Annotated in this window: 22 protein-coding genes and 2 rRNA genes; 15 read left to right on the top strand and 9 right to left on the bottom strand. The window is 57.8% G+C overall.

Translation table 11 applies throughout. The annotated features are described in order from the left end of the window. The 4 genes from GWQ31_RS16835 to GWQ31_RS16850 all read left to right on the top strand — a co-directional run. Nucleotides 1-192: ribosomal RNA gene (locus tag GWQ31_RS16835) — 23S ribosomal RNA — on the top strand; the annotation flags it as partial. Nucleotides 193-315: 123 nt separating this feature from the next. Continuing rightward, nucleotides 316-430, top strand: a 5S ribosomal RNA gene (rrf, locus tag GWQ31_RS16840). Between the two features lie 359 nt (nucleotides 431-789). After that, nucleotides 790-1107, top strand: coding sequence for a PTS system regulator TmaR (gene tmaR / locus GWQ31_RS16845; protein WP_005314445.1), 318 nt, complete (start codon nucleotides 790-792; stop codon nucleotides 1105-1107). 217 nt (nucleotides 1108-1324) lie between these two features. Beyond that, nucleotides 1325-4408, top strand: coding sequence for a transglycosylase domain-containing protein (locus tag GWQ31_RS16850; protein WP_265462640.1), 3084 nt, complete (start codon nucleotides 1325-1327; stop codon nucleotides 4406-4408). Between the two features lie 89 nt (nucleotides 4409-4497). Here GWQ31_RS16850 and yjgA read toward each other — a convergent pair whose 3' ends face one another. Next, a complete protein-coding gene (yjgA, locus tag GWQ31_RS16855) occupies nucleotides 4498-5022 on the bottom strand; it encodes a ribosome biogenesis factor YjgA (RefSeq protein ID WP_021140203.1) in 525 nt (174 codons plus the stop codon). Between the two features lie 112 nt (nucleotides 5023-5134). Here yjgA and pmbA point away from each other — a divergent pair, with 112 nt between their 5' ends. Further along, on the top strand, nucleotides 5135-6478 hold the full coding sequence (gene pmbA / locus GWQ31_RS16860; protein WP_275909869.1) for a metalloprotease PmbA: 1344 nt from the start codon (nucleotides 5135-5137) through the stop codon (nucleotides 6476-6478). A 91-nt stretch (nucleotides 6479-6569) separates the two neighbouring features. On the opposite strand, the gene murA is transcribed toward pmbA, so the two are convergent. The 7 genes from murA to mlaF are packed head-to-tail and all read right to left on the bottom strand — an operon-like array spanning nucleotide 6570 to nucleotide 11088. Further along, complete coding sequence (murA, locus tag GWQ31_RS16865; protein WP_021140204.1) at nucleotides 6570-7826, bottom strand: UDP-N-acetylglucosamine 1-carboxyvinyltransferase; 1257 nt, start codon at nucleotides 7824-7826, stop codon at nucleotides 6570-6572. Nucleotides 7827-7841: 15 nt separating this feature from the next. After that, complete coding sequence (gene ibaG / locus GWQ31_RS16870; RefSeq protein WP_005306001.1) at nucleotides 7842-8099, bottom strand: BolA family iron metabolism protein IbaG; 258 nt, start codon at nucleotides 8097-8099, stop codon at nucleotides 7842-7844. Beyond that, nucleotides 8099-8371, bottom strand: coding sequence for an STAS domain-containing protein (locus GWQ31_RS16875; protein ID WP_096119776.1), 273 nt, complete (start codon nucleotides 8369-8371; stop codon nucleotides 8099-8101). The genes ibaG and GWQ31_RS16875 overlap by 1 nt, the downstream gene beginning before the upstream one ends. Continuing rightward, complete coding sequence (gene mlaC / locus GWQ31_RS16880; RefSeq protein WP_021140206.1) at nucleotides 8368-9000, bottom strand: phospholipid-binding protein MlaC; 633 nt, start codon at nucleotides 8998-9000, stop codon at nucleotides 8368-8370. Before mlaC ends, GWQ31_RS16875 begins: the two co-directional genes overlap by 4 nt. A 9-nt stretch (nucleotides 9001-9009) precedes the next feature. Next, the gene (gene mlaD, locus GWQ31_RS16885) at nucleotides 9010-9501 is read right to left on the bottom strand and encodes an outer membrane lipid asymmetry maintenance protein MlaD (protein ID WP_005314428.1); all 492 of its coding nucleotides are present in this window, start codon (nucleotides 9499-9501) and stop codon (nucleotides 9010-9012) included. Between the two features lie 7 nt (nucleotides 9502-9508). Then, on the bottom strand, nucleotides 9509-10288 hold the full coding sequence (gene mlaE / locus GWQ31_RS16890) for a lipid asymmetry maintenance ABC transporter permease subunit MlaE (RefSeq protein WP_005314426.1): 780 nt from the start codon (nucleotides 10286-10288) through the stop codon (nucleotides 9509-9511). After that, a complete protein-coding gene (mlaF, locus tag GWQ31_RS16895) occupies nucleotides 10288-11088 on the bottom strand; it encodes a phospholipid ABC transporter ATP-binding protein MlaF (RefSeq protein ID WP_011898278.1) in 801 nt (266 codons plus the stop codon). Before mlaF ends, mlaE begins: the two co-directional genes overlap by 1 nt. A 207-nt stretch (nucleotides 11089-11295) precedes the next feature. On the opposite strand from mlaF, the gene GWQ31_RS16900 reads away from it, so the two are divergent. The 10 genes from GWQ31_RS16900 (at nucleotide 11296) to npr (ending at nucleotide 18110) form a co-directional block, all read left to right on the top strand. Beyond that, nucleotides 11296-12291: a KpsF/GutQ family sugar-phosphate isomerase gene (locus tag GWQ31_RS16900; protein ID WP_034524103.1), complete on the top strand. Its 996-nt coding sequence runs from the start codon at nucleotides 11296-11298 to the stop codon at nucleotides 12289-12291. Then, nucleotides 12291-12845, top strand: coding sequence for a 3-deoxy-manno-octulosonate-8-phosphatase KdsC (gene kdsC / locus GWQ31_RS16905; RefSeq protein WP_275909870.1), 555 nt, complete (start codon nucleotides 12291-12293; stop codon nucleotides 12843-12845). The genes GWQ31_RS16900 and kdsC overlap by 1 nt, the downstream gene beginning before the upstream one ends. Beyond that, a complete protein-coding gene (gene lptC, locus GWQ31_RS16910; protein WP_005314417.1) occupies nucleotides 12842-13402 on the top strand; it encodes an LPS export ABC transporter periplasmic protein LptC in 561 nt (186 codons plus the stop codon). The genes kdsC and lptC overlap by 4 nt, the downstream gene beginning before the upstream one ends. Then, a complete protein-coding gene (gene lptA, locus GWQ31_RS16915; protein ID WP_005314414.1) occupies nucleotides 13389-13916 on the top strand; it encodes a lipopolysaccharide transport periplasmic protein LptA in 528 nt (175 codons plus the stop codon). Before lptC ends, lptA begins: the two co-directional genes overlap by 14 nt. A 3-nt stretch (nucleotides 13917-13919) precedes the next feature. After that, nucleotides 13920-14645, top strand: coding sequence for an LPS export ABC transporter ATP-binding protein (lptB, locus tag GWQ31_RS16920; protein ID WP_005314412.1), 726 nt, complete (start codon nucleotides 13920-13922; stop codon nucleotides 14643-14645). 65 nt (nucleotides 14646-14710) lie between these two features. Next, nucleotides 14711-16150 carry an RNA polymerase factor sigma-54 gene (locus GWQ31_RS16925; protein ID WP_059112774.1) on the top strand — a complete coding sequence of 480 codons (1440 nt, stop codon included), beginning with the start codon at nucleotides 14711-14713 and terminating at the stop codon, nucleotides 16148-16150. 21 nt (nucleotides 16151-16171) lie between these two features. Beyond that, nucleotides 16172-16459: a ribosome hibernation promoting factor gene (gene hpf, locus GWQ31_RS16930; RefSeq protein WP_005305957.1), complete on the top strand. Its 288-nt coding sequence runs from the start codon at nucleotides 16172-16174 to the stop codon at nucleotides 16457-16459. Between the two features lie 2 nt (nucleotides 16460-16461). Beyond that, nucleotides 16462-16908 carry a PTS IIA-like nitrogen regulatory protein PtsN gene (gene ptsN / locus GWQ31_RS16935; RefSeq protein WP_005314406.1) on the top strand — a complete coding sequence of 149 codons (447 nt, stop codon included), beginning with the start codon at nucleotides 16462-16464 and terminating at the stop codon, nucleotides 16906-16908. Between the two features lie 42 nt (nucleotides 16909-16950). Further along, nucleotides 16951-17817: an RNase adapter RapZ gene (gene rapZ / locus GWQ31_RS16940; RefSeq protein ID WP_005314405.1), complete on the top strand. Its 867-nt coding sequence runs from the start codon at nucleotides 16951-16953 to the stop codon at nucleotides 17815-17817. Between the two features lie 20 nt (nucleotides 17818-17837). Next, entirely contained in the window at nucleotides 17838-18110 is a 273-nt protein-coding gene (npr, locus tag GWQ31_RS16945; RefSeq protein WP_005314403.1) for a PTS phosphocarrier protein NPr, read from the top strand. Between the two features lie 18 nt (nucleotides 18111-18128). On the opposite strand, the gene GWQ31_RS16950 is transcribed toward npr, so the two are convergent. Then, a complete protein-coding gene (locus GWQ31_RS16950) occupies nucleotides 18129-20033 on the bottom strand; it encodes a PRD domain-containing protein (RefSeq protein WP_275909871.1) in 1905 nt (634 codons plus the stop codon). Between the last annotated feature and the right edge of the window lie 52 nt (nucleotides 20034-20085).

The raw sequence follows: 20085 nt of genomic DNA on the forward strand, positions 1-20085 counted from the left end.
TGCCCGGTAGCTAAGTTCGGAATCGATAACCGCTGAAAGCATCTAAGCGGGAAGCGAGCCCTGAGATGAGTCATCCCTGACCCCTTGAGGGTCCTAAAGGGCCGTTGGAGACCACAACGTTGATAGGTGGGGTGTGTAAGCGCGGCGACGTGTTGAGCTAACCCATACTAATTACCCGTGAGGCTTAACCATACAACACCCAAGAAGTGTTCTAAGGCTTGTAGCAAATACCAAGCGAACTACTAATTCAGTGATAATGACCAGCAACTAGCGAAGTCGTTATTCACGTCAGCTTTCTCAGATTGAAGTAATTTGCCTGGCGGCCATAGCGCCGTGGAACCACCTGATCCCATGCCGAACTCAGAAGTGAAACGCGGTAGCGCCGATGGTAGTGTGGCATTCGCCATGCGAGAGTAGGACACTGCCAGGCACCCAACACGAAAAACCCCGCTCATCGAGCGGGGTTTTTTATTGCCTGAAATTCAAGTTTTGGTCGGCTATCACCTTATGACGGCACATTCTATATGGCCTTAGCTCAGACACCAAAGCACTACTGGCGTCTTGCCTCCTGACGTGACCGTTTTGTGCGCTATCATGGCTCTTGAGTTTTAGTGTTCCTATTGATGTTCTCCTGCCAAAACCCGCTGCCAAGCCTGCAATTAGGGTTGTATATGCCTCATAACTCGGTAGAGTAAGGGCATCTCGGGTTTACCTGTACACTCTCTTTTTTCTCTCTTGTACCGGTAATGCTTGGCCTGCTTTTATCAACCTTAAGTCAGTGGTATCGATATGGAACAAGTAAACAAGTCCACCTTCAGCGATGTACTGGAATATGTGCGTATGTCCCGTCGCCAGAACAAACTCAAGCGTGAAATCGCGGACAACGAGAAGAAGATCCGTGACAACCAGAAGCGTGTATTGCTGCTCGACAACCTGAGTGACTACATCAAGCCCGGCATGAGTATCGATGAGGTTCAGGCTATCATCGCCAACATGCGTACCGACTATGAAGAGCGCGTTGATGATCACATCATCAAGAATGCCGAGCTGTCCAAAGAGCGTAAAGACCTGAGTGCCAAGCTCAAAGCCATGAGCTCCAGCAAGTAAGCAAGCCTCTTTGCTACCTGAAAACACCGGCTTTAGGCCGGTGTTTTGTTCTCTGCCATCAGCTCGGATCTCTCATCAAGCTGCAACAATCGGCTCCCCTTTTTTTGATCGCCCTGTTACCATCGCTACAAAGCGGTCAACAGTTTTCAAGCCATTGACTTGAAAAGACTAAGCTTGAGTGAAACACAATAAATTGCGCAACCATAGCGGGGCTGATATGGGCGCATCAGAACAGACGGATTTGAACAAAGTGGCATCTCAAGATTCATCTGTCCCAAGTGCGGACGGCAAGTACAAGCGCAAGCGTCGTCCCTGGTGGCGTTGGTTGTTCTGCTTTCTCTTTTTGCTGTGCCTGGCGGCTGCGATTGCCCTGGTTGGCTATGAGATGCAGACCTCCCGACTGCAGTCGCAGGAGATCTCCCGTTATGCGGCCAAGCTGACCTATCAGGTCGAGGCTGGCCCCAGCAAGCAAATAATCTTTCCTGAGGATGGCCCCTTCGACAAGAGGCTCGGCTATGTGCTGCTGCCCATGATGCAGGAGCGTTTGCTGCAACGGGGTTATCAGGTCAGCGAGCAGACACATTTTTCCGATGCGCTCTATGACTATGCCAGCCGTGGTTTCTTTGTTCCCTATACCGAGAAAGTACAGGCCGGTCTGACCCTGCATGACTGCCGTGCCGAGCCCTTCTATCAATTCAAGTATCCGACTCACTATTACCCGGATTTTGCTTCCATTCCTCCCCTGGTCATCCAGTCGCTGTTGTTTATCGAGAACCGCGATCTGCTGAGCAACGAGCAGCCGTTGGCAAACCCGGCGGTAGATTGGCCCCGCTTTGCCAAGGCGGCCATGTCACAGGTGGGCAAGGCACTGGACATGCAGGATCAGTCCGCAGGGGGCAGTACACTGGCGACTCAGGTCGAGAAGTACCGCCACTCTCCCGATGGTCTGACGCTGTCACCGACCGAGAAGATCCGCCAGATGGCGTCAGCCAGTGTGCGGGCGTATCGATTGGGGCCGGAAACCCTGGAGGCGCGCAAGCTGGTTGCCTGGGCTTATCTCAACTCTGTGCCACTCTCGGCTGCCCCTGGTTATGGCGAGGTACATGGGCTGGGTGATGGCTTATGGGTCTGGTTTGGCGCCAATGTGAACGAGGTCAATCGGCTGCTGGATCCGGCTCGTAACCAGGATGCGGCACTTGAAGATCAAGGACTTGCCTTGCGGCAGGTTGTTTCGCTGATGATCGCACATCGTCGCCCTTCCTATTATCTGGCGCAGGGACGGGATGCACTGGCGACCCTGACGGACAGTTATCTGCGACTGTTCGTGCAGGAGGGCATGATCACGCCGCCACTGATGGAGGCTGCGCTCAAGGCCAAACTTGGTTTCCGCGACTTCCTCCAGTCCCCCGCTATGACCCGAGTCAACAACAACAAGGGTTTGCAGGTCGCTCGCACTCGCCTGAGCCGCCAGCTCGGGGTGCAGTTGTATGATCTGGACCGGATGGATATGAGCGCGGATACCAGCCTCAATATGCCGCTGCAAAACGAGATCTCCCGTTATCTGCAACAACTTGCCGATCCCGCGTTTGCCGCTCAGGTCGGCCTGTTTGGTGAGCGTCTGCTCTCGCCGGAGAAGACAGGGGATGTGCGTTACAGTTTCACTCTGTTCGAGAAATCACCGGAAGGTTTCAAGGTACGAGTGCAGACGGACAACACAGATCAGCCATTCGACATTAACGAAGGCAGCAAGCTGGAGCTGGGGTCCACCGCCAAGCTGCGGGTATTGACCACCTATCTGGAGATCATTGCAGAGCTGCACGACAACTATTCCGATATGCCAACAGAGAGCCTGCGCAAGATTGAGGTCTCGGGTCAGGATAACCTCAGTCGCTGGGCCGTATCCTATCTGATGACGGCCAAGGACAAGAGCCTGCCGCTGATGCTGGAGGCCGCACTGGATCGCCCATACTCCGCCAGTCCGAACGAAGGCTTCTTCACCGGGGGCGGTATGCACACCTTCAACAACTTCCGCCGTGAGGATAACGGACGCATTCCTGCAATACGAGATGCGCTGCGCGAGTCAATCAACTTGCCCTTCGTGCGTCTGATGCGGGACATAGTGCGCTACAGCCTATATCGGGAGGGCAACCGCGCCCAGCTGCTCAAGGATGACAAGGATCCCCGTCGTACCGAGTATCTGGCCAAGTTTGCCGATAAGGAGGGGCAAACCTATCTGCTGCGCTTCTGGCGCAAGTATCGCGGCAAGACGGCAGATGAGCAGCTCGACACCTTCCTGGATGGCCTCAAGCCCAGCGCCGTACGACTTGCCGCCGTGCATCGCTATCTGATGCCGGATGCCTCGCAGGAGACCTTTGCCGCCTTCCTGGCCAAACGGTTGCCGCGTGACAAGCTCAGCGACAGACGCATTGAGCAGCTTTACACCAGCTATGGCCCAGGCAAGTATTCCTTGCCGGATCAGGGTTACATCGCGCGGGTGCATCCGCTGGAGCTGTGGTTGCTTGCCTATCTCAAGGAGTTCGACAAGGCGACCTTTGCCGATGCGGTTGAAGCCAGCCGGGATGAACGACAAGAGGTATACAGCTGGTTGTTCAAAACTCGTCACCGCAGCGCCCGTGACAGCCGTATCCGTACCATGCTGGAGGTCGAAGCCTTCCTCGACATCCATCAGCGTTGGGCCAAGCTGGGCTATCCATTCGACCATTTGGTGCCATCGCTGGCGACGGCTCTGGGCAGCTCGGGGGATAGACCCGCCGCGCTGGCCGAGTTGATGGGGATCATTCAGAACGGTGGCATTCGCGCACCAACCCTGCGTATCGAGCACCTCTCGTTTGCCAAGGGCACACCATTTGAGACCAACTTTGAGCCCGTTCATACCGAGGGCACCCGGGTGCTGCCCGCAGAAGTAGCGACTGCTTTGCGCAATGCACTCTCCAAGGTGGTGGAAGGGGGAACTGCAAGGCGTATCGCCGGTGCCTTTGCTCTGCCTGATGGCACTGTGCTGCCGATGGGGGGCAAGACGGGGACAGGTGACAACCGGATCGAGACAGTGGGTCGTTATGGCAATGTCACCAGTTCGCTGGCGCGCAACCGGACTGCGACCTTTGTCTTCTTTCTGGGAGAGGACCACTTCGGTACCCTGACCGCCTATGTGCCGGGCAGCCAGTCTGACAAGTTCCGCTTCACCTCTGCCCTGCCAGTGCAGGTGCTCAAGGGGATGGCTCCACTGCTGATGCCTTATCTGCAACCCGGTACTCATACACAGTGTATGGCGCGCAATTAGCTCGCAAACCAGAATAAAAAACGGGGCCATATGTTGGCCCCGTTTTACGCTGTGTCGCTTGCTGCTCGCCATGAGGCGTGAGTCATCACTTACAGCAGGTCTTCGATTTCGCCACGCAGGTATTGGTACATTTCGCGATAGGCGACCGGCGGCTTGTTCAGTTCCCGTTCCTTGTTGGCGGAGCGGATCAGCTGGCGCAGCTTCTGGCGATCCAGCTCGTGGAACTGGGACATCAACTCGTTGAGTGCGCTGTCGCCTTCGTTGATCAGGCGCTCACGCCACTGTTCCAGGCGATGCAAGCGGGCATTCACGGTGGAGTGGCGGTTCTTGATGATGGAGAGCGCTTCTTCGATCGGCTCGATATCACGGCTGCGCATCAAGCGGCCGATGAACTGCAAATGGCGACGGAAGGACTCATCCTTCTTGGGCTTGAGTTTGCGGCCCAGCTCGACAGCATCGGCAAGCTCTTCATCCAACGGGATTTTTTCCAGCTCGCTGTGGCTTAGAGAGACTATCTCTGCGCCCAGCTTTTGTAGCACCTCTGCATCACGCTTGAGCTGAGTCTTGCTGGGGCCCCAGTCTTCCAACTCGTTGTCGTCTTGATATTGACTCATCGGTCTCTTGATTCCTGTCATTCACGTTGGTGGATATGTTACCAGCTTCTCCCGCTGGGCGCAGGGGTCTGATATGCTTAGCCCCTTTCCTTCCTTCATATAGATGTGAGTTATGGATCAGCAAGACCAAATTCGCCAGGATCAAGCCCATCTCGAGGCCGTCGTTGCCGAGGCACTGGAGATAGCCAAAGGACTGGGCGCCTCGCTGGCCGAAGTCTCCATCAGCAAACAGACCGGGTTGTCGGTGAACACCCGGGGTTGTGAACTGGAAAGTATCGAATTCAACAAGGATGGTGCTCTGGGCATCGCGGTTTATCGCGATGGTTGCAAGGGTTCATCTTCCACCACGGATCTGGGCAAGCCAGCTATCCGCGCCGCCGTCGAAGCGGCCATGGAAATCGCCCGCCATACCTCTGCCGATGATTGTGCCGGTCTGGCAAATGCCGAGCTGCTGGCTTGGGATGCCCCCGATCTGCAACTGTGCCACCAAATCGAACTGGATCCCCAGCGCGGGATCGAGCTGGCCATCGAGTGTGAGCGGCTGGCGCTGGGTCGCGATGCCCGCATCAAACACTCCGATGGGGCCGGTTTCTCCAGCCACCTCGGCATCAAGGTCTATGGCAACAGCCACGGCTTCGTCAAAGGCTATGCTGCGTCACGCAACTCCCTGAGCTGCGTGCTGATTGGCGAGCTGGATGGCGACATGCAACGGGACTACGGCTACTCCTCGAGTCGTGACCTGGGTGGGCTCTGGAGTCCGCAACGCATCGCCGATGAGGCGGTGGAACGCACCGTCTCCCGCCTGGGTGCCCGCAAGATCTCCACTCGCCATGCGCCCGTGCTGTTTCACCCGGATACAGCCGCCGGCCTGTGGGGCCATCTGGTGATGGGCATCAGCGGTGGCAACCTCTATCGCAAGTCGAGCTTCCTGCTCGACAAATTGGGCAAGCAGATCCTGCCCCAGTGGCTCACTATCCAAGAGTTTCCCCACCTGCTTGGTGGACTGGCCAGTACGCCGTTTGACGGGGAAGGGGTACTTACCCGGAATATGGACATAGTGCGCAACGGCGAGCTGATGAGCTGGCTGCTTACCTCCTACTCCGCCCGCAAGCTGGGACTGACCACCACGGGGCATGCCGGTGGGATCCATAACTGGCAGGTTTCCAACACGGGCCAGGATTTCCAGGGGATGCTCAAGGAGATGGGGACTGGCCTGCTGGTGACCGAGCTGATGGGGCAGGGGGTCAACATCGTCAATGGCGACTACTCCCGTGGCGCAGCCGGCTTCTGGGTTGAGAATGGCGAGATTGCCTACCCGGTGGAAGAGATCACCATAGCAGGCAACCTGAGCGAGATGTTTAGCCATATCGTGGCTGTGGGGTGTGATGAAGATGAACGCTCCAGCCTCAAGACCGGTTCCGTACTGGTGGAGAACATGAAGCTGGCGGGACATTAATACCCGCCCTCACGCTGAATCCATGATATGAAAAAGGCCCCCTCGCCAACGCGAGGGGGCCTTTTTAACAGACATGTTCAAGGGATGGCAATCAGCCCTTGATACGCTCGATGCGCCCGCCCAGACCTTGCAGCTTGTGCTCGATATCTTCGTAGCCACGGTCGATGTGATAGATACGGTCGACTATGGTGGAGCCTTCGGCGACGAAGCCGGCCAGCACCAGACTGGCGGAGGCGCGCAGATCTGTGGCCATCACCTGAGCACCCTTGAGTTGCTCGGTGTCACGGCAGATGGCGACATTGCCCTGCAGCTCTATGTCCGCACCCATTCGCACCAGTTCCGGTACGTGCATGAAGCGGTTCTCGAAGATGGTCTCTGTGACCATGCCGGTGCCCTTGGCGACGGCGTTCAGCACGGTGAACTGTGCCTGCATGTCGGTCGGGAAAGCCGGGTAGGGAGCTGTCTTGATGGTGACCGGCTTGAGAGTGCGGCCTGTCATGTCGAGGGTGATCCAGTCAGCCCCTTTCTCGATCAAGGCGCCAGCCTCTTCCAGCTTGACCAGTACCGCCTCCAGCAGGGAAGGATCTGTCTTGCGACAGGTGACCTTGCCACCGGTAACCGCTGCGCCAACCAGGAAGGTACCGGTTTCGATACGATCAGGCTGCACGCTGTAGCTGCCACCGTGCAGACGCTCGACACCGTCGATGGTCAGAGTGTCGGTGCCCGCGCCCTGAACCTTGGCGCCAAGCGCGTTGAGGAAGTTGGCCAGATCGACCACTTCCGGCTCACGGGCGGCGTTCTCGATCACGGTGCGACCGTCGGCCAGGGTAGCAGCCATCATCAGGTTCTCGGTACCTGTGACGGAAACCATGTCCATCAGGATATGAGCACCCTTGAGGCGACCATCAACACGGGCCTTGATGTAACCATCCTCGATGGCAATCTTGGCACCCATCAGCTCCAGGCCGTGGACGTGCAGGTTCACCGGACGGGCACCGATGGCGCAGCCACCGGGCAAGGAGACGTCGGCAGCCCCGAAACGGGCAGCCAGCGGGCCCAGCGCCAGTATGGATGCGCGCATGGTCTTCACCAGCTCGTAGGGGGCGACGTGGTTGTTCACCGCACCGGTCAGCACTGTCACGTTGCCGTTGACCTTGGTGGTGGCGCCCAGCATCTCCAGCAGCTTGAGGGTGGTACCCACGTCTTTCAGGCGCGGTACGTTGGAGAGGTGGATCTCCTCATCACACAGCAGGGTGGCGAACAGGATCGGCAGGGCGGCATTTTTGGCGCCAGAGATGGTCACTTCGCCGTTGAGAGTACAACGACCATCGATCTTGAATTTGTCCATTTACTTAGATACCAATCAGGAGGGCAGTAGGAATTTACGTTCGCGTTTCCACTCGGCATCGGTAAAGGCCTTGATGGAGAGTGCGTGGATGGCGTTGCTGGCGATCTTGTCCATCAGCGGGGCATAGATGGCCTGCTGCTTCTTGACCCGGCTCATGCCGTCAAACATGTCACCGACGGCGATAACTTGATAGTGACTGCCGTCTCCTTTGACATGGACTTCGGACAATGGCAGAGCCTCAAGGAGTATCGCTTCAATTTCAGAGACTTGCATTATGCGTCCTCAGTTGTGAGCGGAGTTGACTGAAACAGACTGGCCACCCCATACAGGTTGGCCAGGGTATAAAAATCAGTGGAGGCGCCCACCAGTTGCGGTGTGGCGCCTCGTACCAATACGGCTTTGGCCCATTTGACCAGCAGTGCCAGCCCGGCGGAGTCCAGGGTGGTGACGCCACTCAATTCGAGCTGATCTTCCTGCCACCACTCGGCGCGGCGTTGCCACAGGGCATTGACCTGGGGTGCCTGCAGATCGCCGCTAAATTTCATGACTTGATGACCAACGGCTTGGCGTTGTGAGCACGCAGCTGGGCGATCACTGCATCTATGCCATTCTGGCGGATGAGGCCGCCCAGCTCATTCTGCTTGGCGGAGAGCAGGCTGATCCCTTCGGCTACCATGTCGAAGGCCTTCCATTCGCCGGTCTTGTTGTTCTTGCGTAGCTTGAATTCGAGAAAAATATCCGGCTTGCCGGCCTCTTTCACGCTGACGTTGACAGCTGTGATATTGCTGTCACCCGGCGCCTTGCCCGGCTCGACTTTGACAGTTTGCTTGTCGAAATGGGCCAGCGCATCGGCATAGGAACTCACCATGTACTCGGTGAACACTTCGACGAAGGCGTCACGCTGAGCCGGGGTGGTCTGCTTGATCTGGTTGCCGAGCACCTTGTAGGCAGCGAAGCGGTTGTCCACGTAGGGCAGCAACTCTTCACGGATGATGACCCTCAGGTGATCCGGATTGCTCTTCACCTGGGACTTGTCCGCCTTCAGGCGGGCAAAGGTCTGCTTGGCCGCTTCGTCCACCAGGGCATAGGGGTCGGCGGCATTGGTGGCGTGAGCCCCCAGGGAAAACAGCATGCTGGTCATCAGACCCAGCAACAGGGCGATCTTCTTGAACATGGTTACTCCTTACTTGCTGTCGGATTTGGTGTCGGAAGACTGGCTATAGAGGAACTTGCCAATCAGGTCTTCCAGCACAATGGCTGATTTGGTGTCTTCAATCATGTCGCCATCCTTGAGCATGCTGGTACCCATCTCCTCATCGCTGAAGCCGGGCATCAGGCCGATGTACTGCTCGCCGAGCAGGCCTGAAGTCAGGATGGAGAGGGTGCTGGTTTCGGAAAACTCGCCGGCACTCTTTTGCATCAGCAGGGAGACGACAGGCACCTGGCTCTTGGCATCCAGTGTGATGTCGCTGACCCGACCGACGACGACGCCACCAACCTTGACCGGTGAGCGTACTTTCAGGCCGCCGATATTATCGAAATGGGCGCGCAGGGTATAGGTTTCTCCTTCCGGTTTGAAACTCAACCCTGCTACTTGCAGTGCCAACGCCAGAATGGCACCGATGCCGGCCAGCATGAAGGCGCCAACCAGGAATTCTACTTTGCTGAACTTCATCTTTACCTTATCCAAACATGACTGCTGTGAGTATAAAATCCAGGCCGAGCACGGCCAGGGAGGAGTGGACCACGGTACGGGTTGTGGCCTGACTGATCCCGGCCGAGGTCGGCTTGGCATCATAACCGTTAAAGAGCGCAATCCAGGTGACCACCAGGGCGAAGATAAGGCTCTTGATGGCACCTTGCATAATGTCATCCTGCCAGTCGACGGATGCCTGCATGGCGGACCAAAAGCTGCCTTCGTCCACCCCCAGCAGATCCACACCGACCAGCTTGCCACCGAAGATGCCGATCAGGCTGAACATGAAGGCCAGCAGCGGCATGCTGATGACGCCGGCCCAGAAGCGAGGGGCCACTACCCGGCGAAGCGGGTCGACCGCCATCATCTCCAGACTGGAGAGCTGTTCTGTGGCCTTCATCAGGCCGATCTCGGCGGTCAGTGCAGAGCCGGCGCGACCGGCAAACAGCAGGCCGGTCACCACGGGACCCAACTCCCGCAACAGGGAGAGGGAAACCAGCGGGCCCAGGCTCTGCTCGGCGCCGAAGTCTTTCAATACGTTGTAACCCTGCAACGAGAGCACCATGCCGATGAACAGGCCGGAGACCAGAATGATGGCAACGGACTGCACACCCACGACATACAACTGCTGAAGCAGCAGCGGGAAGTGCTTGCGTGGCTCGGGTTTGCCCGCCAGCGCATGAAACAGCATTATGGTGGCACGGCCGATGGAGCTGATGACGCGCACGCCAACCCGGCCCAGCTTGCTTACTTGGCTTATCAACATCACAGATCCTGTAGCAGGTCGCCTGCCGGAAAATGAAACGGGACAGGACCGTCGGGCAATCCAAGCAGGAATTGCTCGACTTCGGGATTATGCTCTTCGCGCAGCTGCGCCGGCGTGCCGTGCGCCACCACCTTGCGGTTGGCGATGATATAGGCGTAATCGGCGATGGTCAGCACCTCGTTCACGTCATGGGTCACGATGACGGAGGTGATGCCGAGGGCGCTGTTCAGCTCCTTGATCAGCTTGACCAGCACCGCCATCGTGATGGGGTCCTGGCCGACAAACGGTTCGTCATACATGATGAGGTCCGGATCCAGCGCTATGGATCTGGCCAGTGCGGCACGGCGTGCCATGCCACCGGAGAGCTCGGACGGCATCAGCTGAGCTGCCCCGCGCAGACCCACGGCCTGCAGCTTCATCATGACGATGGTGTGGATCAGCTCCTCCGGCAGACCGGAATGCTCCCGCAGCGGGAAGGCCACATTGTCGTAGACCGTCATGCCGGTAAACAGGGCGCCGCTCTGGAACAGCATGCTCATCCGCTTGCGCACTTCGTACAGGCGAGAGCGGGAGAGGGTGGGGATATCTTCCCCGTCAAACAGGATATGACCGGACTCCGGCTTGATCTGGCCACCGATCAGCCGCAGCAATGTGGTCTTGCCGATGCCGCTCGGGCCCATGACCGCAGTGACCTTGCCACGGGGAATGGTCAGGTTGATCCCGTCGTATAACAGCCGATCTCCGTGACTGAAGGTCAGATCGGAGATGGTGATAAGGTCATTGTTCAAACAATTGTCCATCCGGTGTAAATGAAGAGCGAATTTTATGGGCTAGTCTAGGTCTAAGCAACAGCAAGGAACAACTATTGAACAGCCTGCCTCCTCAAAAGCGCGACAGTTTTGCGTCACCGATTGTCTCTCTTTGGGGACTGAGAAGTATCCGATTCGCTTATCTCGACAGACTTTTTTATAATCCCGCAGCAAATTTCCGCCCGGAGCTGTGCCTTTATGTCTGTAAAGCCTGAGAAAGTGTCTGAACTGTTCGATTTTCGTCGCAGCGCCCGTACTGTGCTGGACATTGAAAAACAAGCGATTGATGGACTCTATCAGTACCTGAACGATGCCTTTGACAAGGCGTGCGAGCTGGTGCTGCGCTGCAGTGGCAAGATAGTAGTCACCGGCATGGGTAAGTCAGGTCACATCGGGAGCAAGATTGCTGCCACCCTTGCCAGCACTGGCACCCCTGCCTTCTTCCTCCACCCGGGTGAAGCCAGCCACGGGGATTTGGGGATGATCTCCAGCGGTGACCTCATCATTGCCATCTCCAACTCCGGTGAGAGCGACGAGATCCTGGCCCTGCTGCCTGTGCTCAAACGTCGCGGCATCCAGTTGATCTGCATGACAGGCAATCCGGCCTCCACCATGGCCAAAGAGGCCAACGTGCATCTGTGCATCAAGGTGGATAAAGAGGCCTGCCCGCTGGGCCTGGCGCCGACCTCCAGCACCACGGCTACCCTGGTGATGGGCGATGCACTGGCGGTTGCCCTGCTGGAAGCCCGCGGCTTCACCGCCGATGACTTCGCGCTCTCCCACCCTGGTGGCTCCCTTGGCAAGCGGTTGCTGCTGCGGGTCGGTGACCTGATGCATAGTGGCGATCTGTTGCCCCAGGTGGGGATAGATGCCACCATCAGCCAGGCGCTGCTGGAAGTGAGTCGCAAAGGTCTGGGCATGACGGCGGTCGTCAACGAAGAGGGTCTGCTGGCCGGACTGTTCACCGATGGTGACTTGCGCCGGATCCTGGATCTGCAGGTGGATATCCATCACACCTCGATCGCCAAGGTGATGACGACCAACTGTGTTACCGTTGGCCCCGAGATGATGGCGGCAGAAGCTGTCAAACTGATGGAAACCAGAAAGATCAACGGATTACTGGTGGTGGATGGTGACAAGCGCCCGCTGGGGGCCTTCAACATGCATGACCTGCTGAAAGCCGGGGTAATTTGATGCAAAACGTACCGACCCTTTATGGTCCGGTGACGCGCAGCCAATACGACAGGGCGGCGCAAATTCGCCTGCTGGTGTGCGATGTGGATGGGGTGCTCTCCAACGGCCTCATCTATATGGGCAATGACGGCGAAGAGCTGAAGACCTTCTGTACCCGCGATGGCGCCGGTATGCGGGCCCTGCTCAATGCCGGGATTGAAATAGCCATCATCACCGGGCGCAACTCCCGCATCGTCAGCGATCGGATGAAGAGCCTGGGAGTGCAGCATCTGGTACAGGGGGCGGATCAGAAGCGGCCCCACTTCGAGGCGCTGCTGACAAAGCTGGGTCTGGAAGCGTCACAAGCCGCCTATATGGGGGATGACACCATAGATCTGCCGGTGATGCAGGCCTGCGGGCTCGGCATTGCCGTGGCTGATGCTCATCCGCTGGTACTGGCCCGGGCCGACATGGTGACTCGACTGGCTGGCGGCGTCGGCGCTGTGCGTGAGGTGTGTGACCTCATACTGCAGGCGCAAGGGCATGGCGATTATCAGCCAGAGGCCTCGGTATGAGCAGACAGACGCTGTTGTTCGCCCTGCTGTTTCTGGTGGCGCTGGCCGCCTGGCAGATTGGTGATGTCGACCTGACGCCGGAGCCGACCACCAAGGCAGAAAACTACCAGCCGGACTTCACCGCCAGGAACCTGGTGACCACCCGTTTTGATGTCAACGGTCGACGCACAGAACGGCTGGAGTCCGAGTATGCGGAGTATTACCAAATCATCGAGCAGGCTACCTTCAACAAGCCGGTGGTCTACATGTTTGACAAGCAGGGTGAGGCCGAGTGGAAAGTCACGGCCGACACAGGTGTCCTCAATACAGATGACAACGTGATCCTGCGCGACAAGGTACATCTGGATGGCCTGCTGCCCACCTCCTTCATCTCCACACTGGATACCCCCTATCTGGAGCTGGATCTGGTGACTCAGAATGTGAGAAGCAATCAGCATGTCAGCATAGTGGGTAAGGAATTCCAGACCGAAGGCGTTGGCCTGAAGGGTCATCTGGAACGCAAATATTTTGAATTACTGGATCAGGGCCATGCCATCTATTTCAATGAAAAACGCTAATCTGGCCCTCGCGGCTTTGCTGCTGTGCGGCACCGTGAGTGCCAAAGAGTCCGACTTTGCCGAAAAGGTCTATGTGGATGCGGTCAGACAGGTGGCCGAGATGCAGGACAACCGCATCACCTTCAGTGACGATGTCATCATCACTCAGGGCACCATCAAGATTAAGGCTGACAAGGTGGTGGTGATCCGTTCCGGCGACAAAGGGGCCGAGGTCATGACGGCCTATGGCAAGCCTGCCACCTTCTTCCAGATCCTGGACAACGGCAAACCGGTCAACGCCCACGGCAACAGCATTCGCTACGAGCTGAAAAATCGCCTGGTGACCATTACCGGTAACGGTCAGCTCAAACAGGAAGACAGTCAGGTCAACGGTGACCTGATCCGCTACGACATCGTCAAACAGAAGATGATCGCCGAGAGCAAGGGGCCGACCCAGCGGGTCAAGACGGTGTTCCTGCCTGATCAGGTAGAGAACTTCGACAAGCCCGCCGACCAGAAGAAGCAGGGAAAATAAACCATGGCAGTGTTGAAAGCAGCCGGCCTGCAAAAAAGTTACAAGCGTCGCATGGTGGTCAGTGACGTGAGTCTGGAGGTGGGTACCGGCCAGATCGTCGGCCTGCTCGGCCCGAACGGTGCCGGCAAGACAACCTCCTTCTACATGATAGTGGGGCTGGTGCAGAGCGATGCCGGCCTCATCACCATCGACGATCAGGACATCAGCCAGCAGCCCATGCATATCCGTGCCCGTAACGGCATCGGCTATCTGCCGCAGGAGGCCTCCATCTTCCGTCGTCTGTCCGTGTTCGACAACCTGATGGGGGTCATGCAGACCCGCAAGGGGCTGAGCCGCGAAGAGCGTGAAGACAAGGTCGAACAACTGCTGGAAGAGTTCAACATCACCCATATCCGTGACAACCTGGGTCAGAGTCTGTCAGGGGGGGAGCGACGCAGGGTCGAGATCGCCCGCGCGCTGGCGGCCGAGCCGCGCTTTATTCTGCTGGATGAGCCGTTTGCCGGGGTCGACCCCATTTCTGTGATAGACATCAAGAAGATCATCCAGCATCTGAAAGATAGAGGCCTTGGTGTCTTGATCACTGACCACAACGTCAGGGAGACTCTGGACGTATGTGAGAAGGCTTATATCGTCAGCCACGGCAAGATGATCGCCGAAGGTGCACCGGCCGAGATCCTTGCCGATGAACAGGTCAAGCGCGTCTATTTGGGCGATCAATTCAGTCTATAGTAAGGGGGCATCTCTTCATTTCCTTTGACGACTGCCTCGCTGAACATAAGGATATCCCGACGTAGATGAAGCCGACATTACAGTTGCGTCTCGGTCAGTCCCTGACCATGACGCCGCAATTACAACAAGCGATTCGTCTGCTCCAGCTCTCCACCCTGGAACTCCAGCAGGAAATTCAGCAAGCGCTCGATAACAATCCTTTGCTTGAGCAAGAGGAGAATGACGTTCAGGAGACCAGCCCGGAAGAGCCCGTCGACGATAGTCAGCTCGATTCCAGCGATGCCATGGCCCAGGATCAGATGCCGGACGAACTGCCGGTAGATACCACTTGGGAAGATGTCTATTCAGCTGGCACAGCCCAGAGCGCAGGCCCCATCCACGATGGGGAGGACAGCGTCTATCAGGGGGAAACCACCGAGAACCTGCAGGACTATCTGCTGTGGCAGATGCGCCTCACCCCGTTCAGCGATCTGGATGCTGCCATTGCGCTGGCCATCATAGATGCCATTGATGACTCCGGTTATCTGACCGTCTCTCTCGAAGATATACAGGCGGCGGTGAGCAGCGAGGATGTCGAGGTGGAACTCGACGAGGTCGAGGCCGTGCTCAAGCGGGTGCAGCATTTCGATCCGGTCGGCATCGCAGCGCGCTCGGTGCAGGAGTGTCTGCTGATCCAGCTTGGCCAGTACGCTCCTGAACTGCCCTGGCTCAATGAGGCCAGGGAGGTGATCAAGGAGCACATGGACTTGCTCGGCAACCGTGATTACCGCACCCTGGCCCGCAAGACCAAGCTCAAGGAGAGTGACCTCAAGGAGGTGCTGGACCTTATCCAGCAGCTGGAGCCCAGGCCGGGTAACGGCATCATACAGAGTGACTCCCAGTACGTGATCCCGGATGTCACCGTCGTCAAGAAGGGCAACAAATGGGTCGTCGAGCTCAACCCTGATTCTGCACCGCGCATCCGGGTCAACGAGACCTATGCCGCCATGGCCCGTCAGGCGCGTACCAGCCAGGATACCCAGTTCATTCGCTCCCACTTGCAAGAAGCCAAGTGGTTCATCAAGAGTCTGGAGAGTCGCAACGACACCCTGCTCAAGGTGGCGACCTGTATTGTCGAGCAACAACAGGGCTTTTTCGAGTATGGTGAAGAAGCCATGAAGCCCATGGTGCTCAACGATATCGCCGAGGCGGTGGAGATGCATGAGTCGACCATTTCCAGGGTAACGACCCAGAAATACATGCATACCCCCCGCGGCATCTTCGAACTGAAGTTTTTTTTCTCCAGTCATGTGAACACAGAAGGAGGAGGAGAGTGCTCATCGACCGCAATTCGCGCGCTGATCAAGAAGCTGGTGACGGCGGAGAATCCCGCCAAGCCGCTAAGTGATAGCAAGATCGCGGATTTGCTGGCCGAACAGGGTATTATGGTGGCGAGACGCACGATCGCAAAGTACCGTGAATCCTTGTTGATCCCGCCATCCAATCAGCGCAAACGCCTGGTTTAGGCAAAACAAAAGGAAGACGTTATGCAAATTAACCTGACCGGACACCATGTCGAGATCACCGAAGCTCTGCGTGATTATGTGAACAACAAATTTGCCAAACTCGAGCGTCACTTTGACCACATCAACAATGTTCATGTGGTGTTGAGCGTAGAAAAACTGAACCAGATCGCCGAAGCCAAGCTGCATGTCAGCGGTGGTGAGGTGTTCGCCAATTCACAGCATGCTGATATGTATGCTGCGATTGATACCCTGCTGGACAAGCTGGATCGGCAGATCATCAAGCACAAAGATAAGTTAAATCAAAAATAACTATGCAACTTGAACACATACTGAGTCGGGACTGCACCAAAAGTGCGGTCCCTTGTACCAGCAAGAAACGCGCCCTCGAGATCATCAGTGAATTAGCCGCTGAGCGCTTGGGGACCTCTCGCCAGACACTGTTCGAGTGTTTGCTGGCACGAGAAAAAATGGGCAGTACCGGGATCGGTGCCGGTATCGCCATTCCCCACGGCCGGATCGGTGACGAGTTTCCGCCGACCGCCATCCTGATGACCTTCGCAGAGCCTATCCCCTTCGACTCCATCGACAATCAACCGGTTGACCTGCTCTTTGCCCTGCTGGTGCCGGAAAGCGAGTGCAAACAGCACCTCAAGACCCTTTCCCTGATGGCATCCAAACTGGGCGACAAGGCGGTTTGCCGCCAGTTGCGCCAGGCAACCAGCGATGAAGATCTCTATCAGATCATGACGTCGGCCTGATATTCGGGCCCTCGTGATGACCCCAAGCGGTGAGGCAACAAGATGCAATTAATAGTGGTAAGTGGGCGATCCGGCTCGGGCAAGACAGTGGCCCTTCGCGTGCTGGAGGATCTGGGTTATTACTGTGTGGATAACCTGCCGGTCAACCTGCTGCCCCAGTTGATCGTGTCGGTCGAGAGCCAGTATGACAAGCTGGCGGTCAGTATCGACGTGCGCAACCTGCCGGTGAGCGCAGACAAGTTGGAGACCCTGCTGGCCCAGGTTCGCAATGAAGGCCGGGTGGAATTTTCCAGTTTCTTCTTCGATGCGGAGAACTCCACCCTGCTCAAGCGCTACGGCGAGAGCCGCCGGCTGCACCCCTTGTCCCGCAAGCAGCTCTCACTGGATGAGGCGATCCGTGAAGAGACCAATCTGCTGGCGCCGCTCTCCTCGACTGCCGATTTGCGTATCGACACCACCAGCCTCAGCATTCATGACCTGAGCGAGCTCATCAAGACCCGGGTGCTCGGCAAGAAAGAGAATGAGCTGGTGCTGGTGTTCGAGTCATTCGGCTTCAAGTACGGCATCCCCAAGGACGCCGACTTCGTGTTCGACGCCCGCTTTCTGCCGAATCCACACTGGATCCCCGAGCTAAAACCCTTTACCGGCAAGGACGAGCCTGTGGCCCGCTACCTTTCCAGCCAGCCAGACGTGATGCAGTTCATCCTGCAGATTGAAAACATGCTGGCGACCTGGTTGCCTCATCTGGAGCGCAACAATCGTAGCTATGTCACTGTGGGAATTGGTTGCACTGGGGGCCAGCACAGGTCCGTGTTCATCGCAGAGCAGCTGGCTGGCGCGTTCCGCTTGCTCGGCAAGAACGTCCAGATCCGCCACCGCACCCTCGACAAAAGTACGCCGCAACATTGATGGACCAATAGGAAGATCAGATGACCGTCTCAGCCTCGGTGGAAGTGAAGAACAAACTGGGTATGCATGCCAGACCGGCCATGATGCTGTTCGAGCTGGTACAGGGCTTCGATGCCCACGTGCTGCTGCGCAATGAGGACGGCATCGAGGCCGATGCAGACAGCGTGATCGGCCTGTTGATGCTGGATTCAGCCCAGGGCAAGCAGGTGGAAGTGCAGGTGGAGGGCCCCGAAGAAGTGGAGGCGCTGGCCGCCGTGGTGGCGCTGTTCACCTCCGGCTTCAACGAGGAGTGACTCACTCCCCGCCCGGGTTCAGGAACCGGTGCGCGCCAGCCCCTTGAAGCTGGCAAAATCCCGACAAGCCAGCAGATTCTTGCTGGCTTTTTCGTTCATCAGCGCCAGAAACAGATCGTAGAGCCCCATCGCCTCTTCGTAGTCCGCCTTGCTGATGGCGAGCACGAAGATGAGGGTGGCGGTCTCGCCATTGCCCCAGTCGATCCCCTGAGGGGCCAGCACTGTATAGACCAGGGTGCGGCGGGCCAGCAGGCCGAGGGAGTGGGGCAGGGCTATGCCCTCTCCCAGCATGGTGGAGACGATACGCTCTCGCTCCTCCAGTGACCCCCTGAATCCCGGCTCCACCAGTTGCTCGGACTCCAGCTGGTCACAGATGCGGCCAAACAGCTGCGCCTGGTTGAGTGGCTCATTGACCACCATGAAGTGGTCGGCATCGAAGTATTTGTCGAGCAGGTAGGGGCGGGTGCGGTCGATCAGCACCAGTTTGCCGAGCTGCTCCAGCTGATACTGGGTCGGGAAAGGTGCCACCTGCACCACGGGTGCGTTCTTCTCGCTCACCTTGACAGTGCTGATGACAAAATCCTGCTCTATCCGCGTCAATCCCTCGTAATCTCGCACCGACTCCAGGCTGGCCAGTTGCAGCTGGGGATATTCCCGCTTGATGCGCGCCTCCAGCACCCGGAAGGTGGCGTTGCCGGCATCGCACAGCAGCAGTGCCTGGGGACGGCGGGTGTAGCCGATGTCGTAGTGGCGCTCCAGCCCTACCCCGATATGGATCACCAGGTAGCCAATTTCGTGATGGGTCAGCCGGTAAGGGGTCTGTTTTATCCACTCCGAAATGGCGGCCAGCGTGATGTCGTAGGCGAGGGGATAGTACTGCTTGATGTGATCCGCCAGTGGATTGTGGCTGCCGATCTGGTATTTGACCCGCAGCAGCATGGCGCTGATATGGGTCTGCAGATCCGCTCGCAACTGCAGGTCGCCGCGCAGATCATAGGGATAGTGCTGCTGGATATAGGCAAGCAGATGCTCGACCAGCTGCTCGCTCTCGGCGGCCATGGCCGGGCTGAGCCTGGGCGTGTCGGCGGTGAGGCGGGCCTGGATCTGGATGGCGAGGCAGGCGATCTCCTCCTCTCCCGGTGGCATCAGGGTCGGCAGCTCTGCATAAATGTCACTGGCTACGGCGGCCAGCGTCTCTGTGATGTCTTCGCTGGCAAACTGGCGCAGCTCGTGCCCCGCAGCCTGCCGCAGCAGGGCGACGGCGCAGTAGATGGTGAGCTGCTGCAGGCTCTCGTCGGCGAGGCGCAGCTGATGGCGGCTGAGCTGGGCATGGATGTGATTGCCCACTACCTCCAGCGTCTTGCTGGGGCAAAGGTTGGGCAGCAGGCTCTGCAACTGGTTGTTGTGGAGCAGCTCCTGATAGAGCAGCTGGGTGAGGCAGGCCCGGATCGCCATCTCGCCACCCTGGATGCGCATGCCCAGCCGTGGCTTGCTGTCGATAAGCAAGCCAAAGTGGGCGAGCCGCTCCCGCACTTCCGCCATGTCCCCCTGCAGCGCCGCCCGGCTCAGATACCAGGTATCCGCCAGCTCGTCGAGTTTGATCCCCTGTTCCGCCGTCAGCAGCAAGATCTGCAGGTGCAGCACCCGCTCGCGGCTGGTGCGCGGCAGGCAGCTCTCCTGCTCCTGGGCCGCCAGCAACTCATCAAACAGCCCCTGATTGTAAATCTTGAGCTGGTAGCCGCTGCTACGCTGGTGGATCAGGTGGGCGCCGTGGGTGGCAATCAGCTCGTTGAGGGTCGCCACGTCGGTGCGCACAGTGCGGGTGGAGACATTGAGGCGGCGAGCCAGCTCCTCCTGTGGCAGCGGTTCGGCATGGAGCTGGGTCAGCAGTTGATGGAGTCTGGGGTGGGGCAGCTTGGTCATGAGGGGGGACGGGACTCCTGTCGCGAAATAAAGGGTCGATGTTAACAAGCGG

Source organism: Aeromonas sp. 2MA4, assembly GCF_029237305.1.
GTDB lineage: Bacteria > Pseudomonadota > Gammaproteobacteria > Enterobacterales > Aeromonadaceae > Aeromonas > Aeromonas salmonicida.

Coding starts and splice junctions, on each gene's coding strand:
- tmaR (WP_005314445.1), top strand. CDS start 790: ATGGAACAAGTAAACAAGTCCACCTTCAGCGATGTACTGGAATATGTG.
- GWQ31_RS16850 (WP_265462640.1), top strand. CDS start 1,325: ATGGGCGCATCAGAACAGACGGATTTGAACAAAGTGGCATCTCAAGAT.
- yjgA (WP_021140203.1), bottom strand. CDS start 5,022: ATGAGTCAATATCAAGACGACAACGAGTTGGAAGACTGGGGCCCCAGC.
- pmbA (WP_275909869.1), top strand. CDS start 5,135: ATGGATCAGCAAGACCAAATTCGCCAGGATCAAGCCCATCTCGAGGCC.
- murA (WP_021140204.1), bottom strand. CDS start 7,826: ATGGACAAATTCAAGATCGATGGTCGTTGTACTCTCAACGGCGAAGTG.
- ibaG (WP_005306001.1), bottom strand. CDS start 8,099: ATGCAAGTCTCTGAAATTGAAGCGATACTCCTTGAGGCTCTGCCATTG.
- GWQ31_RS16875 (WP_096119776.1), bottom strand. CDS start 8,371: ATGAAATTTAGCGGCGATCTGCAGGCACCCCAGGTCAATGCCCTGTGG.
- mlaC (WP_021140206.1), bottom strand. CDS start 9,000: ATGTTCAAGAAGATCGCCCTGTTGCTGGGTCTGATGACCAGCATGCTG.
- mlaD (WP_005314428.1), bottom strand. CDS start 9,501: ATGAAGTTCAGCAAAGTAGAATTCCTGGTTGGCGCCTTCATGCTGGCC.
- mlaE (WP_005314426.1), bottom strand. CDS start 10,288: ATGTTGATAAGCCAAGTAAGCAAGCTGGGCCGGGTTGGCGTGCGCGTC.
- mlaF (WP_011898278.1), bottom strand. CDS start 11,088: ATGGACAATTGTTTGAACAATGACCTTATCACCATCTCCGATCTGACC.
- GWQ31_RS16900 (WP_034524103.1), top strand. CDS start 11,296: ATGTCTGTAAAGCCTGAGAAAGTGTCTGAACTGTTCGATTTTCGTCGC.
- kdsC (WP_275909870.1), top strand. CDS start 12,291: ATGCAAAACGTACCGACCCTTTATGGTCCGGTGACGCGCAGCCAATAC.
- lptC (WP_005314417.1), top strand. CDS start 12,842: ATGAGCAGACAGACGCTGTTGTTCGCCCTGCTGTTTCTGGTGGCGCTG.
- lptA (WP_005314414.1), top strand. CDS start 13,389: ATGAAAAACGCTAATCTGGCCCTCGCGGCTTTGCTGCTGTGCGGCACC.
- lptB (WP_005314412.1), top strand. CDS start 13,920: ATGGCAGTGTTGAAAGCAGCCGGCCTGCAAAAAAGTTACAAGCGTCGC.
- GWQ31_RS16925 (WP_059112774.1), top strand. CDS start 14,711: ATGAAGCCGACATTACAGTTGCGTCTCGGTCAGTCCCTGACCATGACG.
- hpf (WP_005305957.1), top strand. CDS start 16,172: ATGCAAATTAACCTGACCGGACACCATGTCGAGATCACCGAAGCTCTG.
- ptsN (WP_005314406.1), top strand. CDS start 16,462: ATGCAACTTGAACACATACTGAGTCGGGACTGCACCAAAAGTGCGGTC.
- rapZ (WP_005314405.1), top strand. CDS start 16,951: ATGCAATTAATAGTGGTAAGTGGGCGATCCGGCTCGGGCAAGACAGTG.
- npr (WP_005314403.1), top strand. CDS start 17,838: ATGACCGTCTCAGCCTCGGTGGAAGTGAAGAACAAACTGGGTATGCAT.
- GWQ31_RS16950 (WP_275909871.1), bottom strand. CDS start 20,033: ATGACCAAGCTGCCCCACCCCAGACTCCATCAACTGCTGACCCAGCTC.